Source organism: Aeromonas sp. S9(2024) (genome assembly GCF_041403185.1).
Taxonomy (GTDB): Bacteria; Pseudomonadota; Gammaproteobacteria; order Enterobacterales; family Aeromonadaceae; genus Aeromonas; species Aeromonas enteropelogenes.
Genome location: NZ_JBGLRE010000003.1, coordinates 220,338 through 237,584, shown reverse-complemented (window position 1 = coordinate 237,584; position 17,247 = coordinate 220,338). Strand labels below are relative to the sequence as shown.

General features: G+C 51.5%; 12 protein-coding genes, 4 tRNA genes and 1 pseudogene. All 17 read right to left on the bottom strand.

Translation table 11 applies throughout. The annotated features are described in order from the left end of the window. Positions 1–52: 52 nt before the first annotated feature. The 17 genes and pseudogenes from selB to pgsA all read right to left on the bottom strand — a co-directional run bounded on the left by selB (position 53) and on the right by pgsA (position 17,166). On the bottom strand, positions 53–1,840 hold the full coding sequence (gene selB, locus ACB028_RS07305) for a selenocysteine-specific translation elongation factor (RefSeq protein ID WP_371143875.1): 1,788 nt from the start codon (positions 1,838–1,840) through the stop codon (positions 53–55). Positions 1,841–1,888: 48 nt separating this feature from the next. Then, positions 1,889–1,979 (bottom strand) — tRNA-Sec (locus tag ACB028_RS07300). Positions 1,980–2,004: 25 nt separating this feature from the next. After that, positions 2,005–2,394 (bottom strand): GrdX family protein, encoded by a 390-nt coding sequence (locus ACB028_RS07295; protein ID WP_371143874.1) that lies wholly within the window; start codon positions 2,392–2,394, stop codon positions 2,005–2,007. Positions 2,395–2,443: 49 nt separating this feature from the next. Then, entirely contained in the window at positions 2,444–3,742 is a 1,299-nt protein-coding gene (locus ACB028_RS07290; protein WP_371143873.1) for a glycine/betaine/sarcosine/D-proline family reductase selenoprotein B, read from the bottom strand. Between the two features lie 13 nt (positions 3,743–3,755). Further along, positions 3,756–5,045, bottom strand: a complete 1,290-nt coding sequence (locus tag ACB028_RS07285) for a glycine/sarcosine/betaine reductase component B subunit (RefSeq protein ID WP_371143872.1) — start codon at positions 5,043–5,045, stop codon at positions 3,756–3,758. 10 nt (positions 5,046–5,055) lie between these two features. Then, positions 5,056–6,189 (bottom strand): glycine/sarcosine/betaine reductase complex component C subunit alpha, encoded by a 1,134-nt coding sequence (gene grdD / locus ACB028_RS07280; protein WP_371143871.1) that lies wholly within the window; start codon positions 6,187–6,189, stop codon positions 5,056–5,058. Further along, the gene (gene grdC, locus ACB028_RS07275; RefSeq protein ID WP_371143870.1) at positions 6,182–7,714 is read right to left on the bottom strand and encodes a glycine/sarcosine/betaine reductase complex component C subunit beta; all 1,533 of its coding nucleotides are present in this window, start codon (positions 7,712–7,714) and stop codon (positions 6,182–6,184) included. The genes grdD and grdC overlap by 8 nt, the downstream gene beginning before the upstream one ends. 46 nt (positions 7,715–7,760) lie before the next feature. After that, on the bottom strand, positions 7,761–8,237 hold the full coding sequence (gene grdA / locus ACB028_RS07270; protein ID WP_371143869.1) for a glycine/sarcosine/betaine reductase complex selenoprotein A: 477 nt from the start codon (positions 8,235–8,237) through the stop codon (positions 7,761–7,763). A 26-nt stretch (positions 8,238–8,263) separates the two neighbouring features. Beyond that, on the bottom strand, positions 8,264–8,587 hold the full coding sequence (locus ACB028_RS07265) for a co-chaperone YbbN (RefSeq protein WP_216992574.1): 324 nt from the start codon (positions 8,585–8,587) through the stop codon (positions 8,264–8,266). Positions 8,588–8,593: 6 nt separating this feature from the next. Further along, on the bottom strand, positions 8,594–9,826 hold the full coding sequence (locus ACB028_RS07260; RefSeq protein WP_371143868.1) for an FAD-dependent oxidoreductase: 1,233 nt from the start codon (positions 9,824–9,826) through the stop codon (positions 8,594–8,596). Positions 9,827–10,921: 1,095 nt separating this feature from the next. Beyond that, positions 10,922–12,307, bottom strand: a complete 1,386-nt coding sequence (locus tag ACB028_RS07255) for an alanine/glycine:cation symporter family protein (RefSeq protein WP_371143867.1) — start codon at positions 12,305–12,307, stop codon at positions 10,922–10,924. 216 nt (positions 12,308–12,523) lie between these two features. Next, complete coding sequence (gene tdh, locus ACB028_RS07250) at positions 12,524–13,549, bottom strand: L-threonine 3-dehydrogenase (RefSeq protein ID WP_371144003.1); 1,026 nt, start codon at positions 13,547–13,549, stop codon at positions 12,524–12,526. 1,322 nt (positions 13,550–14,871) lie between these two features. Then, positions 14,872–15,787, bottom strand: a pseudogene (locus tag ACB028_RS07245) (IS5 family transposase). A 331-nt stretch (positions 15,788–16,118) separates the two neighbouring features. After that, positions 16,119–16,205: transfer RNA gene (locus tag ACB028_RS07240), tRNA-Leu, on the bottom strand. Between the two features lie 41 nt (positions 16,206–16,246). Then, positions 16,247–16,320: transfer RNA gene (locus tag ACB028_RS07235), tRNA-Cys, on the bottom strand. A 35-nt stretch (positions 16,321–16,355) separates the two neighbouring features. Continuing rightward, positions 16,356–16,431: transfer RNA gene (locus ACB028_RS07230), tRNA-Gly, on the bottom strand. A 180-nt stretch (positions 16,432–16,611) separates the two neighbouring features. Beyond that, the gene (gene pgsA / locus ACB028_RS07225; protein ID WP_026457115.1) at positions 16,612–17,166 is read right to left on the bottom strand and encodes a CDP-diacylglycerol--glycerol-3-phosphate 3-phosphatidyltransferase; all 555 of its coding nucleotides are present in this window, start codon (positions 17,164–17,166) and stop codon (positions 16,612–16,614) included. Between the last annotated feature and the right edge of the window lie 81 nt (positions 17,167–17,247).

Sequence of the window (17,247 nt, the reverse complement as noted above, 5' to 3'; positions counted from 1 at the left end):
TCAAGCTGCCGCTTTACTGATGTTTATATAACAACACCATCAATACCCGGAGTCATACCGCAGACTCTGCCCGCCAGCACTTTTTCACGCGTCGAAGATCGCCTTCCCGTCGAACCCAGCCATCCCTCTCCATTCGATTAAGCAGTGGTATCACCTGCTTTCTTGCCAGACCCGTCCGCTGTCTGACATCAGCAATGGAGAGCAATTCGCCGGGATGACTTACATGGAAAATATCCTCCAGCAACGTCTGATAACATTCGCGTGCAATAAACAGTTTGTCGCCCATGGGGACTATGTATTTTTTTTCTGTCAGCGCTTTGAGCTGTTGCGTCAGATGCGGGCGTTCATGCCGAACGGCAGAAAAGCAGAGCTTGCCCGCCGTATTGATTTCATCCAGCAGCGTCTGCTGCTCATGATTGAGTCGGCCAAAACTGGCCCCCACCAGGCTGACACCTTCTGCCGTCGTTTGCCATTCCCTCTCCTTGCACTGCTCGCCGACCAGCTCGCCGACCAGCTCCACCGGCATATTTCCCCTTGTCGCCAGTTCATCCACCGTTAACGCCGATGTCGCCTGCTGAAGAATGTGATTCAGGCTCGATAAGCCGTGCTGCCAGTAGTGCTCCGTCAGCCACCAGCCAGCAAGGACATGGCATTCCGGTGGCGGTATCATCTCATCACTGGCGCGAACATAACCATCCACCGCCAGCTGTACGCGGCATCGCAACTGAGGTAAATCCACCTCCTGCGCCGCAAGCAACGTCTCGATAAGCCGTGGCCGCTGTTCCCGTTTCAACGGTCCTCTCCAGACCACACGGCCGGCCCCAGCCATACGGTGACCACCAGGCATCATCAGCAGGACATTTTGTCCCCAAAAAACCGGCAGCGATTTAAACAACTGCAACCGGGCCAGGTTGCCCTCACCCAATAAATAACAGCGCGCCTGTGTATGAGAGGTCCCCACCGCAACTTCCAGCTGGCACTGCTTCTTCGGCATACAAAAGCCAGGTCTTAGCTGAACAAGCCACTCCCGACTGGCGGTAATGTCAGCATCCGGCTTGGCCAGACAATCACCGCGCGCCACGGCATCTTTTTTCAGCTGGCGAAAACTCATCGCCACCCTGCTACAGGGCTGCGCCCGTTCGCGCGCAAGGTGGTAGCTCTGTATCAATTTCACCTTCACCAGCTGGTTGCCAGGAAAAAGACGCAGTACATCTCCCACATCAATCGTGTCACCGCGCAGCGTCCCGGTAACCGTCGTACCCACACCGTTGACGGAAAAAACACGATCAATATAGAGATGCGGCCCTTCCGTTAACGGCCTTGGCACGCTCAAGCTTCGAACCCGCGCCAGCAACCCCTGACGCAGCGCGTCAACGCCCTCGCCGGTCTTTGCACTTACTCGCCAGATGTCTGGCAACATGTCGCATTCGGCAAGAAAATGTTCGAGGATTTCTTCCTCGACCTGCCCCATGCGAGTGTCGTCAACCAGATCACACTTGGTAACGGCAACGACAATTTGCCGAAGGCCCAACGCGCCAATGACCCGTAAATGTTCCTGGCTTAACGGCGACCATCCTTCGTCCGCCGCGACGACAAACAGCACCATATCCAACCCCCATAAGGCGTTGAGCATATTTCGCAAGAATCGCTCATGCCCTGGAACATCAATGATGCCAATCTCATCGTCGTCAGAACTGCGCAGGCAGGCAAAACCCAAATCAATGGTCATACCGCGCATGAGTTCCTGTGGAAGGTGTGAAGGGTGAACGCCAGTAAGCGCCTGGATCAGGGCTGATTTACCATGATCGACATGTCCGGCTGTACCAATGACTGCATACATTAGGCTCTCTCCCTTTTGGTGCCTGCTGGAAGGGATACGGGATAAAGGTGGCGGAAGTGACAGGAGTCGAACCTGCTCCAGCCGATAGACTGACGACGGTTTTGAAGACCGCGGGGACCACCGGGCCCCATCAACTTCCTCAAAAAAACAGTATTGCTCCCTGTTCAATGACGTTTGTCGCAGACCTCCATTGCCTGACGCATGAAGCTCAAATCGATGAGCTGGAAATCACGTAATATTGCATCCGTCCAGGCCACAAGGGGCCGACCAGTACCGGAAAAATGACGATAGCGAACCAGCGCGTTTTCGATCATCTCCAGCGACGTGATATCCAGACTCGCATTTACGTCCTCCAGCAGCAGCGACCGGTACGGCGTTTGCCCTGGCTGCACGCTGCCGCTTTCCGGGTGCATCAACAAACGCTTCCCCTGATGAACGGCATCGCGCGCAGCCAGTAGAACCTGCAGATAATTGACCTGCTGACAAACCGGATAGTCGGCATAACGCGCCGCCACCATAGGGTTATTGGTCACAATAAACAGCGTCGTCACCATGCCATCCCCCGTCGTTTAACACCCCGACCACAGGCCAGTGCACCGGGTTTTAAAATACCGTCTGTCCTGTTACCGGCATTTGCAGCGCCTGCAGTGCCTTTTCCACCAGTTGACGACGAAGCTGCTTCTCTTCCTCAGGCTCCAACTGCGGGTTACCCAGAGGGTGCGGAATAGCGACAGCAGGCACAATACGGTTGGCCCCTACGGTCAGTGAGATAGGTACGACGGTTGCGATATGTACCACTGGCATCAGTTTTTCGATCTCTTTCACCATCGTTGCGCCGCAACGAGTACAGGTGCCTCAGGTTGACGTCAGGATAGCCGCGCTCACCCCGGCCTTTTGCAGTTTCAGCGCAATATCCGCACCGTATTTACGAGCGTTTGCCACCGACGTTCCATTCCCGACCGTTGCATAATAGTGGGGATAGAGTTTTCCTATGACCCCTTCACGCTCCAGATCACGTAGTACATCAACCGGTAACACGCGGTTAGGGTCGTCATTACAGGCCACCGGATCATAACCACCATGTGCCGTCTGATAATTGTCTGCGTCCAGCGCTTCAATCCCATCCAGCGAATACTCGCCGTAACGGGATGCGCTGGATGACTCGATATGATCGGGATTGCCTTTTGGCACGACGCCACCGGAAGTCACCAGCGCTATCGTAGCCTGCGCCATGCCCACCACAGGCGGCTGCGGATCCACCCGGTCAAATACCGGCATCGGGTACTCGGTACGGAAAGTCTCGCCTTTGAGCTTGCTCACCAGCATATCGGCGGCGCGCTCGGCACCGTTCAGCGTCTCAAAGTGGTTGATCCGCACGCCCCGTGGTAAGTAACCAGCCTCTTCAGGAAGGCCGGGGTTGCCCTGAGTGGCGATAAAGCGCTTGATCAGCGCCACCATCGCCGGAAGTGCGCTACGCATGCTGGCGGCAGAGTTGCCGGTTTCAACGGCATACATCCACGGACGATACAGCTCATAGCCGGGGTTTTCCGGGTAAATGCCGCTTATCACCGGGATATCCTGTTCAGCGGCCACCTGCGCTACCTGACCGCAGGCCATCCCGTAACGTCCGGCGTTAAACGCCGGCCCGGCCACAACCATATCCGGACGAACCTCTGCCAGCACGTCGCGAACATACTGTTTGCACGCTTCGTTATTTTCGTTGAAATAGCTGTCGCCGCAGATGATGGTGGTGACGATACTGCCGTCGCCACCAAGCATCTTCTCCAGCTGCAGCCCAACACCGACAGGACCAGAGTGCATTTCAGGCATGTAGCCCGCAGCCTCTTCCCCGCCCTTTTGACCAAAAAACTGGTTGAGATAATGCAGGATCCGTAAACTCATTTGCGTTCACTCCTTATCCACTGTGCGCCGACAGGGTATGGATACCCAGTTCGCTGGTTGCCCCCATCATGGCCTGTAGCTCTACGGTAATGCTGCCATCGCCCTGCAGGCTGCCATCGAAACCACCCGCAATCACGTCGGCATACAGCGGATGACCAATCACCCGCTCCATCGGCGGCAGCTTAATCAACGCGTTGGCATTCCCGGCGCTGATCACCGCATCTGCCGACGCATCCGCATCCGCCAGCGACTGGCTCTCGCCACCACGTCCGGCATACTCGTCAGTCAGCAGCACGGTCCGGATGCCAAGAGCCTCCAGTTTGTGGCAGTTCATCATCAGATCCGCATCCGGATTGCCGAACCCTTCTTCCGTGATAATCGCGCCGTCCAGACCAAGTAACTCAGCCATCTTGGCGACCATATTGGATGAACGAACCTTGTCACCTAGGGTGACGTTCTCGTTGGTGAGAATGACGCCGATAAAGTTGAGGTCCTGCCCGTGGCGGCGGTATAACGCCCGAATGACAGGGTTATTCTGATGACTCCAGGTGGTATTTTTATCGCAGGCAGACACGCAGTTGCCGCTGACAATTGCGCCGTCCATCGCCTCGGTGGGGTACATCAGTGTCGGCACAATCTTTTTCACATCCACGCCGTAGTACCAGGTGTCGTGCAGCAACCCTTGGCTCTGGAGCATATAGACATAGCCCACGGATGGTAGATCCGGGTATTGCGCCTGCTGTTCAGCCAGCGGCAGCGTTTCAAAACACTCAACATCGTCAGCCGGTGTGGATTTTACCTGCTCGGCAATCCAGCGGGCGGTCATCAGGCCAACCCGGCGCAAGATCTCTTCGTGCTGATACTGGTTGCAATGCTCATCCACTTCGATTCGCAGCACCAGGTTGCACAACGAAGAATACGGGCTGTAGGCTGCGCCCGGGCCGCTCATATCGATGATGCCCTCCTGAAAACCCACGATTTTACCCGTCGTGACGACGGCAACTCCTTTCAGCGCCAGCGTTTTACCGCTGCCGACAATATTCTCTTCACCCTGGTTGAGACCGGGGAAACAGCATCCCCCATCCAGTTTGGTACGAGGTTCAATCACGTCTTTTACCGGCATGATTCTTACTGAATCGCCGGGATTAACTATTGTCGCTTCCAGTTCGACGATCTGCGGGTGGAGCGTACGGATATACTGCTCAAGTTCTCTTTTACTGAGCTGCAGATGACCGTCCTGAAGTGACGTTGTGTCAGCAAACGTGAACTGTTGGATATGAATTGTGCCAAGTTCCAGTTTCATCGCTGGCTCCTTAGTTCAAATACGATTGCAGGTGCGTGAGTGCATCAGCGCGTCGCTGGTGATTAACCATCAGCACCGGACCGGTGCACCCCATGCCGGTTTCGGCATATATACCTGCTCGCCACAGGCACAGCCTGGCCTCATCGAGTTGCAAAATATCGATGCCGTGGATCTCATCGTCCAGCACCACCTTTGGCGGTGGGGCAACCTCAGATGAGGGTTCCACCTTAGTGGCTACGGGGGGCGCATCCTGGCGAAGAATATCCTCAATGCCGCATGCGCAGGCTTGCTGCCAGCGGCGCTGCCAGCAAGTCATCAACTGTCTCTGCGTCATCAGGGCGCAGAACCGCAGCGCATTGGCGATCGTCGCCGGGCCGCTGACGCGGGAGATGATGCCAATAGTCGCTTTCTGCTCCGGCCCCAGGCCAATACCGTAACCGCTGCCGAGGGTTTCCACTGTTCCGCCGCTCTGACCGGCACTGAACAGCTTGATCAACAAATTGCCAGTCAGGGTGTCGCAGACCATAACGTCCGGTGTGGCGCGGATCAGATCGTTGCCACGCATCAGCGCGCCGCCGTCCGCCCTGCCTGATGAGGCGAAGCGTAACGAAAATCCCGCTTCGCTTAACCGCGTCAACAACCGTTGCACCGCAGTGGCATCGTCCACATTGAGGATCCCCAGGCAGGGGTCAGCGATGCCCAGCGCATCGGCCAGTGCCAGCCCGGCGATCGCATTTCTCACCATCGCAGCCGGTCGTCGGACATCGCTGCTGCCCGTGGTACTGGCGAGCACCATTTGACGTCCTGTGGCCACGGAGTAAACCTGTGCCACGGTCGCCACGCCAAGCGGGAAGTTGTAATGCAGAGTGACGGCACCAGCCACCTCACCCAATGCCAGTTGCTGCTCCATGATACGGTGCGCTGACGAAAGATCGTCGGCAGGCAGATGGGGGTATCCGGGCAACCCGACGGGGCCGATGATGACTGGAATGAGCTGCTCCGTCGCTTGTTTTGCTGCCTCCAGCAAGACTTCCACGGGCAGCTCGCTCCCCAGCGCGGTAAAGGCGATTTTTGGCCGCTCAGACTCGCCGACGAGCGCATCCGCCATGCCGCGTAACGCCTGTGCAATTGAGTGTTCAGCCACGCTGACCTCCCGCATCCAGTACATCGGCAACCTTGCGCATAGCCTCCGCCAACTGCGCGGAAAGTTCGTGCTGCCCCTGAGTGCTGCTCTCTTCATCTCCCCGGTTACGTTCCACCAGAACGCTGATGCCATCGAACTGACTGGTCATCCTTCCGAGGAACAGGCTACCTTTGCCGACGACCATGAAGTTTTGTATCGCCTGCTCGGCAATCGCGCGCACACCGTGCCCGATAAACGGGATACCGGACGGGATATGCCCCTGCGTGGGTGCAAACCCCGGCATGCCGTGGCGAGCCACGAAGTCGTCGAGCTGACTGCGCTCCAGCCATCCCTCCATGACGCTCAATGCCGCAATCATTTTGTAGTTGGATTCGGGCACGTTGCCCGCACCTGCCGGCTGGGTGATCTCCGGGTTCTGCAACTCGACACTGAACTTATCAACATCTTCCGTCGTCATGCCCACCGCTTTCAGCGGCTGCGAGATAAGTGATGCCATCACCGACTGCGGCGATGACCCCGTACCTACCGTATGCCGCCCCGATACACGTGTATTCACGACAGGACTCACGCCGTCATCGGCGGTGATCAGCAAGGCGAAACTGCCGATCATATCCTCCAGCAGTGGCATACCATGCTTAATGTGATCGCGGCCATTCATGCCGAGTTTGGCGACCGAGCCGCCCGCCAGCACCAGTACGCTCTTATAAATGCCGCTTTGTACCAGCGCAGCAGCATTAACCAGCGCGTGAACCGGCGCAGCACAAAAGCCGCGCATGTCGATCCCTGTGGCCTGTCGACAGTGGATGCTTTCTGCTACTGCCTTTGCCAGATTACCGCCGCCGCGCTGATTGACATCGCCGATCGCCTCCTCTGAACACTCGATGACGTACTCAACTTGCGCCAGGGCCTCATCAGGAAGCTGCCAACCTGCCAGTACCGCACTGGCTTTCGCCACCAGGTTTTCCAGCATCACGTGTGCGGAAAGGTTGATGTCCAGCTCGTGAGCTGCCTTCACACATCCAACCAGCCGATTGCCAAACCATAGCGGAGCCGCATGTTGCTCAACCAGAAGTGCCAGCTCGTCATCGCTCACCGTGACCGCACTGTCCAGCAGCGCATGCTGTGACAGCGTCGGGTGTTTGCTGAGTTGGTCCTTCATTTCACTAATAAACGATGCCTGCCACGCAGTTAAATCAAATGCGTCGACGTAGCAAAGCAGCGCATATAAGAAAGTTTCACTATAGATTTCCCCCCAATCGCTGCGGGGGCCGCCAGCATAATCCGACTGGGTCCACGGCTTTGGGGCCGCCGCAAGCTGAGCAGGGCTGAGGTTGCCGATGTAGCACTGATTCGGCGGATAACTCATCGCCTGCTCAAACGTTCTCAGATGGTCAGGAATCGCCGCTAGCCAAGGTTCATCCGGGTTTTGCAGCCGTGCTTGTTGCGCTGCGCTACCGTGCCACATCAACAAATTCGGGGCATGCGCCAAGATATAACCTACTTGCCGTATTACTGCTTTTCCCATATTTCCTCCTGGAGTCACTCCAGTCATTAGCTGGCTGGAAAGTCACTCACTGATCCAAGTAATGACAGTATGTTTCCCGATAGTGGCGCACCTCCCTAGCAATAGCGTCGACATCAAGTACCATTTCCATCATGCCAACCTGCTGCTGATACACTTCTGCATCAACGGCTTGCTTCACTTCATCTTCAACAATGTGATAACACTGGAGTCCTAACTGAACTCCGGCCAGAGGACCTGCAAAAGTCGGGTCACCGTTAGTCACTGTTTCACATGCCATACCAGATGCTTCTGCTTCTGCTCCCCCCAGGATCACAATCAGTTCCTGCGGCGGATATGTTTCTGACAATGTGAGAATGCGGCGCTGATTTTCCAGATCCATCGCTCCGGCACTTGTTCAGACAAAACACTCGGTTGTGCTGAACACCACTTCTGCACCTGTGGAACGCACGCACGCTTCTATCGCCGGGCCAGGTACACCATCCCGATCGCCGAGGAGGATGACTTTTTTACTACTCAGATCCATAACGCTCTCCTTTGGTAATAAAATTTTTATGCAGTGCCATGCAGCAAGGTTTCCAGCGCCTGACGAATTTGTTCACTATCCAGATCTTCTCCACTCAGGTGGATCGTCCGCTCGCCGTTTTGCCAGATGACAATAGAGGGCAATCCCATCACTTTTTGCGCCATCGCCAACCGACGGTTGCCCTGAATATTCAAGCTACAGAAAGTCACCTGTCCGCTATACGCATCGGCAAGCTGATGGATATCCGGCATCAGCTCTTTACAGCGCTCGCAGTTTTCGCTCCAGAAATCAACCAGCACGATGCCCTGCGCGACCATTTCGTCAAAGTTGTCTTTATTAAGTTCAATCATGGGGGATCACTCCGCAAAAATGGCAGTAGTTAGCAATTCATCTGGCTGTACGATGCGTCGTCGGAACTCTTCACCTTGGTGCAAGCACAACAGCGTAGGCAGCTCGGTCACGCCATAACGCATTGCTAATCTTTGATTTTTGTAGGAATCGACCGGAACCAATCGCCAGTCGGGATGATTGTCGATGTCATGCTCAAGCTGCATCATCATCTGCACGCTCTGCGGCACTGTCGGCGACCAGAACAGCACCAGTATTTTGAATGGGCTGCTCAGCACATGCTGCTGCCAGAAGGTTTCTTGTTCGAGATACTGGCTCGCGGCGACGGCAGCGGATGCCCCCTCGCCCGCAGCGGTAACCACCTGGCGAAGGAATTTATTGCAGACATCACCGACGGCAAATACACCGGGCAAACGCGTTTCCTGCTGTGCGTTAACATCGATATAGCCCGCCCTTGTCAGTGGTAGCGCCTCTTTGAGCGGCGACAACCAGTCAGTCTGCGGCACTGTGCCGACAAACATAAAGACACCGTTGGTCGCAATCTGCGAACATTCCCCGGTTTTAACGTTTTTTACTTCGACGGCGTCGACCAGATCATCACCGGTAATCGCCATTACCGTACTGTTCCAGAGGAAGGTAATTTTCTCGTTGGCATAAGCCTGTTCACACACGATCCGGTCGGCGTCAAGGTGACCTTCATCGTGGATCACAATCATCATCAACGAGTTAACGTAACGAGTAAGAAAGACAGACTCCTCGACCGCCGTATTGCCGGAGCCCACCACGACAACATCAAGGTCGGTGTAAAAATCGGCGTCGCAGGTTGCGCAGTAAGAGACGCCGCGCCCGGCAAACTCTTTCTCGCCGGGGATCCCCAATACTCGGGGACGCGTGCCAGTGGCAATGACGACGCTTTTCGCCGTCAACACATTCCCATCTGTTAATTGCACCGTTTTCTGCAACCCATCTTCACTCAGCATCAGGGATTGGACACGCCCCTGAATAAACTCGGTGCCAAAATGACGGGCGTGTTCGGTAAAATTATCCATTAATTCCGAACCACCTACTTTAATTACTCCTGGATAATTTTCCAGAGTATCGGTTGTTGAACACTGCCCTCCTGGTTTTCGTTTTTCCTCCACCACCAGCGTTTTTAATCTGGCGCGTGCTGAATAAATCGCAGCACTTAACCCGCCTGGGCCACCGCCGATAATAATCACATCATACGCATCATTACCCATGGCAAAGCGTCCCTCCAACATCAAGGTAAAAACGCCCCTGAACCGGGCGTAGGTCGGCACAACTCAAAAGTGAGAGATGAATAGTAGAAAATAATGGAGCCAATAAAATACAGACGTAACTATTCCGCTGAGGAAGAGTTAGATGACATGCTGCACCGCAGCATAATGTGAGGAGTCAATGATAAAGTCGGATAATGCTATCAACCAACGTAAACAACATAACACACTCCCCAAAGGCGTGATTAAAATAGATAATTAAGTTCAGTAACCTCTGGCACGAAAAATAAAATAGGTCATTGCGGTAACCCGTTTTGTGATCTACATCACTGTCAAAAGAGTTTATCTAGCTCTATTTGTCCTATATCACCTATCGCTTATATCGTTTTTCTTGTACTGGGATAATTATCATGACATCCAAGCATCACGAACGACAGGACCACAGCCAACTTGTCGTCTCCCGATGCTCAGGGACATTTTTAATCATTTCCTGTGAGCAGACCAAACAGTACTCGACTCCCTGTTCGAACAGATGAGTGTGCCACTGTCCATTATGGCAGCATCAGCAAACGGGTTCGCACGATGAAGGTGGTCTGTAATCCGCCAGCCCAAGAGAAATCCCCAGCCTGGCTATCCTACTTGATTGATCGGGCTCAAGGTGTGTGGTCAGAGCGAGTGGAAGCTCAGAAAACACGGTGCCGGGCAACAGTGATGCTGGCACAAGTTGCTCTCTGGTCGTTGATCCCGCGACCCAAGATATCGATATCTTCGCACTGGAAGTCTCTTTGGAAAATGTCCATGGTAACGCAGTCGTCTACTGGCGGAGAAAACAATATTTGGATTCAAAGAGATGAGAACCGGGAAATTTTCTCTACGAAAATACAACGATCAGGTGAGGGAAGTTATCACGTATATATATATGAATGCGGTAAATAAACTGAACGTCCTTGTTCTACTTGTCAAAATGCTCAAATATTAACCGTGCTCGCGGCTGGTAATATTGTTTCTTGATGCAGACCTGGCCATCAACACGGGTTAGCAGTAGATAGTCATAATTTTTAGTTCACTACTGTCCAGTCAGTTGGTGTCCTATCATGATCAGTAAACATGTTTTTGAGTGTATTCAATAACGATAGGCGATAGAATTAACAGCGCAATTATATTAGGTATAACCATCAACCCATTAAAAGCATCAGCCATGCTCCAGACAAAATCCACGTTAAATAACGAAGCACCAAAGACACATAACATCACCAAGATTTTCAAACACCTTAACCAGCGTACAGAGCTGCATAAATAACGAACATTTGTCTCCGCATAATAATACCATCCAATAATGGTTGAAAATGCAAAAAACAGCAATGAAACAGATATAAAAATATTCCCCCAGTACCCAAATGTCTGTTCATAGGCATTTTGTGTAACTGTTATACCGGTTCCTTTTTCACCAATGAAGGAAAGAAGTTCTGATAAAGGAAGTCCTTCTTTATTAAGTGAACTCAAACCGGTGGTAATGATAACCAAACCAGTCAGTGTCACAATGAGGCAAACAGTGAAAACCCCCATCATGGCTATTAATCCTTGATCCTCTGGATTTTTTACCTTTGCCACAGCGTGGGCATGTGGTGTGGACCCCATACCAGCTTCATTAGAAAATAATCCTCGAGCAATCCCAAAGCGAGCAGCCTGTTGAATAGATATTCCTATTGCCCCCCCGAATGCAGCTTGAGGTGAAAATGCAGCAACGAATATTAAATAGAATGCTTGTGAAACATATTGATAATTGACTATTAATGTAATAATTGCTCCAGTAATGTAAAGAGATGCCATTATTGGAATAAGTTTTTCATTGAGTGCAGCTATATAATGCAGACCACCAACCACCACCAATGAGACCAGAATGGCAATACATATTCCGACAACCCATGTGCTGACACCAAAAGAATTATGAAAAGCGTTGGCAATAGAATTAGACTGAACCATATTCCCCACTAACCCTAGTGCCAAAATATTGAGAATGGCAAATATAACCGCCAGCCATTTCTTTTTCAATCCTTGTTCAATATAATATGCAGGACCGCCAACTACCTGTCCATTACGATCAGTAGATTTATATTTTTGAGCAAGGATGGCTTCAGCATAAATAGTAGACATTCCAAGAAGAGAAGATATCCACATCCAAAATATAGCCCCTGGCCCCCCGGCGATAATTGCTGTAGCAGGTCCTGCCAAGTTCCCCGTCCCGACCTGTCCAGCGACCGCAGTTGCAATTGCCTGAAAAGAGCTCATCCCTGCCTTACCCGCCTTTTCTCCGGAAAGAGAAATGCCTCGCAGCAATAATAAAATGCCTTGTTTAAATCGTAACACCTGGATAAATCTAAGTCTGACTGTGTAATATATCCCTACACCACAAAGGACGATTACTAGAAAATAATCCCATAAAAAAATATTTAATGTATCAATGATAATTTCAAGCGATTGCATACCCTACCTCCCTACCCACTTCACACTTCACACTTCACACTTCACACTTCACACTTCACACTTCACACTTCACACTTCACACTTCACACTATAATGAAGAGTATATCCTTGGTATAACTATGATGACATGATTTTGATTTTCAAATGGCCAACAACAATATCGCCAAGAGTTTAAATGCACCATGATACAGGTGCATTTAAACTTTACTCATGTTATTAACTCCAATTTAAAATAACCTTGCCTGAACGGCCCAAACGCATGACATCAAAACCCTGCTGGAAGTCATCCACTTTATAGTGGTGAGTGATAATGGGAGAAATATTCAATCCCGATTGAATCAAACTCGCCATTTTGTACCAGGTCTCAAACATCTCACGGCCGTAAATACCTTTGAGCATTAGACCTTTGAAAATCACTTGGTTCCAGTCAATCGCCATCCCCTCGCTGGGGATACCCAACATGGCGATTTTTCCACCGTGATTCATGGTGTCCAACATGACATGGAAAGCCGAGGAGACACCGGACATCTCCAAACCAACATCGAACCCTTCTGTCATACCAAGCTCGACCATCACGTCTTCGAGTCGCTCTTTGTTGATATTGACAGTACGGGTGGCGCCCAGTTTATCAGCCAGTTCAAGACGATAATCGTTGATATCCGTAATGACCACGTGGCGTGCACCAACATGACGGCAAACGGCAGCAGCCATAATACCGATAGGACCCGCGCCACTAATCAGTACATCTTCCCCCACTAGATCGAATGACAAAGCCGTGTGCACAGCATTGCCAAAGGGATCAAATATAGCGGCCAAATCATCACTGATATCATCAGGAATCTTAAAGGCGTTGAAGGCAGGGATCACCAGATATTCAGCAAAGGCCCCTTCTCTATTAACTCCAACTCCGATGGTATTTCGGCATAAATGGGGATGACCTCCGCGACAATTACGACAGTGGCCGCAAGTAATATGTCCTTCTCCTGAAACGCGGTCACCAATATTGAAGCCACGAACTTCCTGACCTATATCTACTACTTCGCCGACATACTCATGCCCTACAATCATGGGAACTGGGATGGTTTTTTGAGACCAGTCGTCCCAGTTGTAAATATGTACATCGGTACCACAGATAGCCGTCTTGCGGATTTTTATCAGCAAATCGTTATGGCCCATTTCAGGCTTGGGCGCGTCCACAATCCAAATACCTTGCTCAGGTTTTAGTTTACTTAGTGCTTTCATCATGTTACTCCATAAGGATAAGGAAAAATTCAGATATTCCCCATTTCATCGCCGATTCTAATGAAGGCCGCGATTTCCTTGTCCAACTAGTCACGGCTGTGATCAGCCGATATCTGGATACGGATGCGGGCCTGTTCTATGGGTATCACTGGAAAAGAGAACCCAATAATATAGATACCTTCCTTAAGTAGATGTTTAGCTCTCCGGGATGTTCTGATGACATTTTTCACTCCTCCTTCACTGTAAAAAAATTGGCATCATTTTTCCCTTCGAGAAGATCATGGTTCCTTTTGTTAAGCAGTTATGAATACTTATGAAATTCTCTTATGGCACGATGAAAAATCTCCTTTTGTTTAACCTAGCTCTTTCTTTCCATTCGTTTTAGTAAAGGGACAATCCGCTGTCTTGATAAATTCAATCTCTCTGTGCAACCTGAAATAGAAATCTGTTTCCCTTTTCGATATCTTCTGAAAAATAATCCCTCGAATTTTACCAGTCCAACAATTACTGAAACCTTATCGATAACTTTATATGCAGTCTCAATTAGTCGAACTGACAGATTGCCATCACTTTTCAGGAGGGAAGTAATATCTTGATTTTGTTTAATCAAGATCATTGTTATGCCTCTGTGAGGAATGACAACGAATAGGCATAATAAAAGGGAAGGATAGCGGAAAAGGCAACAGAAAAACTGTCGCTGTATGTGATCTGGAAAAAAACACTCGTACTTGAGCAGTACTAATAGATTACTGAAGTGAGCGACTACTCCGCAGTCGGTAAAGTCGGGTCAATGACGGTCTACAAATCTATCCTTAACTAAAAGTGACATATTGCATTCCTCACAAAATACAAACCACTGACTAGCATTCGCTAGCTGACATCGTAGGCTATAACCAAAACACATTATGTGAACCATGTCATGGTTTCAGGGAAGTAATGGGATGATTAGACCACTCATCTTCCCCTTCAGCCAGAAGGCATCGTGCCTCACTCGTTTTCACCTAGCTATTTTGAGAGAGAAACATTTTGGTGCGAGCTGAGTATCCTTAACGCCATAGCGATACTTCAGACGGGCCGTACATGCCTAATTTATCGACCGGCAAACACAGTTTCTTCTCACTGGTCATTTGTTAATTTTACCTGCGGCAACGATATCGGATGGAGCATCTCCTGCATCAGCATGGGAGACTTTTCACATGTAGGAGGTAGCGCCAGAGCTGAGTGGTCAAGGCTTGGCATCGGTTTGGGGTATTTCCCCCAGTACACGACGTTGTTTCCCAAATCAGCCAGAAAGTCATGACTTCGCCAGCCCCAGGTGACCGCTACACTCGGGGCTGTCTGACAGGTAGTTCCAGGGTATTCAGTTTGTTTATGGCGCTGACATACGCCATGACTTCTCCCACCTGGCCATTAGTTACGCAGACTGATGTTCCCCGTCAGCAACTGCTTGAACCGATACATCGCCGTCTCTGCCAGTGAGCGACGGTGATACCCCGATATCTTCTTCCAGTGCGCCAGCCCTTCCTTGCGTATCACCAGCACAGCGTCATTTCTTGGGTGTCCCTTTTTCCATAACCCCGCGCTCTTGCGAGGCGGGATACAAGCTGTCGCCCCTTTGCGCGAGATAAGCTGATGGCTGGCTTTGCTGTCATAGGCGCCATCTGCATAAACTCGTCCCAGCTTGCGCCGCAGTGGATTGAGCAAGGTCGACAACACCTCGGCATCATGGACATTTTCCAATGACACCTCCGCCGCCACGATATCGTGGGTTACCGGGTCTACCGCCAGATGCAACTTGCGCCAGACTCGTCGCTTCTCAGCGCCGTGTTTTCTGACCTTCCACTCGCCTTCACCAAACACCTTCAGCCCGGTTGAGTCGATAACCAAGTCGGTAATGCGTCCCTTTGGGAGCTGTCGATAGGCCACTGTCACCGTACGTGCTCGCTTGCTGACACAGCTATAGTCCGGTGCGCACAACGGCACATTCATCAGTTCGAACAGGGAGTCTAGTAGTCCCTGGGTTGCTCGCAAAGTGAGGTTGAAAATCCCCTTGAGCATCAGGAAGGTGGCGATGGTTTGGTCGGTGTAGAGCTGGCTACGGCCTCGCCGTCCATGATGGTCGTGGTGAAACCAGTTGCTCATGGCCTCGGCATCAACCCAGAAAGTGAGCGAGCCACGGTTAATCAGAGACTTGTTGTATTTAGGCCAGTTGGTGATGGGGTGAAGCGATGTGCCCATAATGCAGACTTAGAGAGGATGGTGGTGATCAGATCACCAAGTTCTCAGTTAGTTCCATTCAAGCTGTATCGATTTGGGCAACAACGCCCCAGTACACACTAAATACCCCCAAGGTATGTCATGAGGTTGCCTGATATGGCTTGAGAGAACAAAAAACCACATCGTCTTAGACCATGAAGGTTGGATACATGTTGCAACAACATCAACCTCGACGTGACGCTCGAAGATCTGCCGGAAGTAGGTTAGGAAAATTCCGTGTGGACCAAACGTGGACATGGGAAAAACAAAAAGGCCACTATCGCTAGTGGCCTTTGTAAGTCTTTGATTTTAATGGTGCCCGAGGCCGGAATCGAACCGGCACGACGCGAACGTCGAGGGATTTTAAATCCCTTGTGTCTACCGATTTCACCACTCGGGCACCGCAATCGGTATCAAGTCCGCGTCGCGGGCTTGTCAATATGGAGGCACGTTCCGGAGTCGAACCGGACTAAACGGATTTGCAATCCGCTGCATAACCGCTTTGCTAACGCGCCATGCAAAAGAGAGAGGATTCTCTATTGTCTGAATTTGGAGCGGGAAACGAGACTCGAACTCGCGACCCCGACCTTGGCAAGGTCGTGCTCTACCAACTGAGCTATTCCCGCATTGGTCCGGCTGACTGCCTGACTACGAAGACGCATTCTAGCGATGTTCCTCGCTCAGTCAACCAGAAATATTTAATCAACTGATCGTTCGGGCATTTTTTGCCCTTTTTGAGCAGTTTTAGCGCCTTTGCCAATTTCTTCCATCAAATTGCCAGAAAGCGCACATTCCATCTCACCGACTCAAAATCTGGAGTGATGGGTCAGATCACCCCAGGCGGCCTTCATGTACTGGAACATGGACCAGAAGGTAAGCACGGTGGCGACATATAGCAGCACATAGGCGAGCCACACCATCCAGACGTTGTACTGCCAGATAAGACCGGTGAGCGACACCATCTGGATCATGGTTTTCCACTTGCCAATCCAGCTGACCGCGACGGCAGAACGTTTGCCCAGCTCCGCCATCCATTCACGCAGGGCGGAGATGATGATCTCCCGACCAATCATGGTCATGGCGGGGATGGTTACCCAGATAGTGTTGTAATGCTCGACAATCACTACTAGGGCAGCGGCAACCATGATCTTGTCCGCGACCGGATCAAGAAAAGCACCAAAGGCAGTGGACTGATTGAGCTTGCGGGCGAGGTAACCATCAAACCAGTCGGTGGCGGCCGCCAGGATGAAGACGATGGCCGCAGCCAGATAGGACCACTGGTAGGGAAGATAGAACATGATGACGAAGACGGGGATGAGCAAAATCCGGAAAAACGTCAACAGGTTAGGTATGTTTGTCATTATTTTCAGCCACTTCTTGTACGTCGCTACATAGTGCGCCAAAGCCGATTTGCGATGCAACCGCGGCGGCGCCCGTCCTGG

Coding starts and splice junctions, on each gene's coding strand:
- ACB028_RS07295 (WP_371143874.1), bottom strand. CDS start 2,394: ATGGTGACGACGCTGTTTATTGTGACCAATAACCCTATGGTGGCGGCG.
- ACB028_RS07255 (WP_371143867.1), bottom strand. CDS start 12,307: ATGCAATCGCTTGAAATTATCATTGATACATTAAATATTTTTTTATGG.
- ACB028_RS07265 (WP_216992574.1), bottom strand. CDS start 8,587: ATGATTGAACTTAATAAAGACAACTTTGACGAAATGGTCGCGCAGGGC.
- pgsA (WP_026457115.1), bottom strand. CDS start 17,166: ATGACAAACATACCTAACCTGTTGACGTTTTTCCGGATTTTGCTCATC.
- ACB028_RS07260 (WP_371143868.1), bottom strand. CDS start 9,826: ATGGGTAATGATGCGTATGATGTGATTATTATCGGCGGTGGCCCAGGC.
- ACB028_RS07285 (WP_371143872.1), bottom strand. CDS start 5,045: ATGAAACTGGAACTTGGCACAATTCATATCCAACAGTTCACGTTTGCT.
- selB (WP_371143875.1), bottom strand. CDS start 1,840: ATGTATGCAGTCATTGGTACAGCCGGACATGTCGATCATGGTAAATCA.
- grdC (WP_371143870.1), bottom strand. CDS start 7,714: ATGGGAAAAGCAGTAATACGGCAAGTAGGTTATATCTTGGCGCATGCC.
- tdh (WP_371144003.1), bottom strand. CDS start 13,549: ATGAAAGCACTAAGTAAACTAAAACCTGAGCAAGGTATTTGGATTGTG.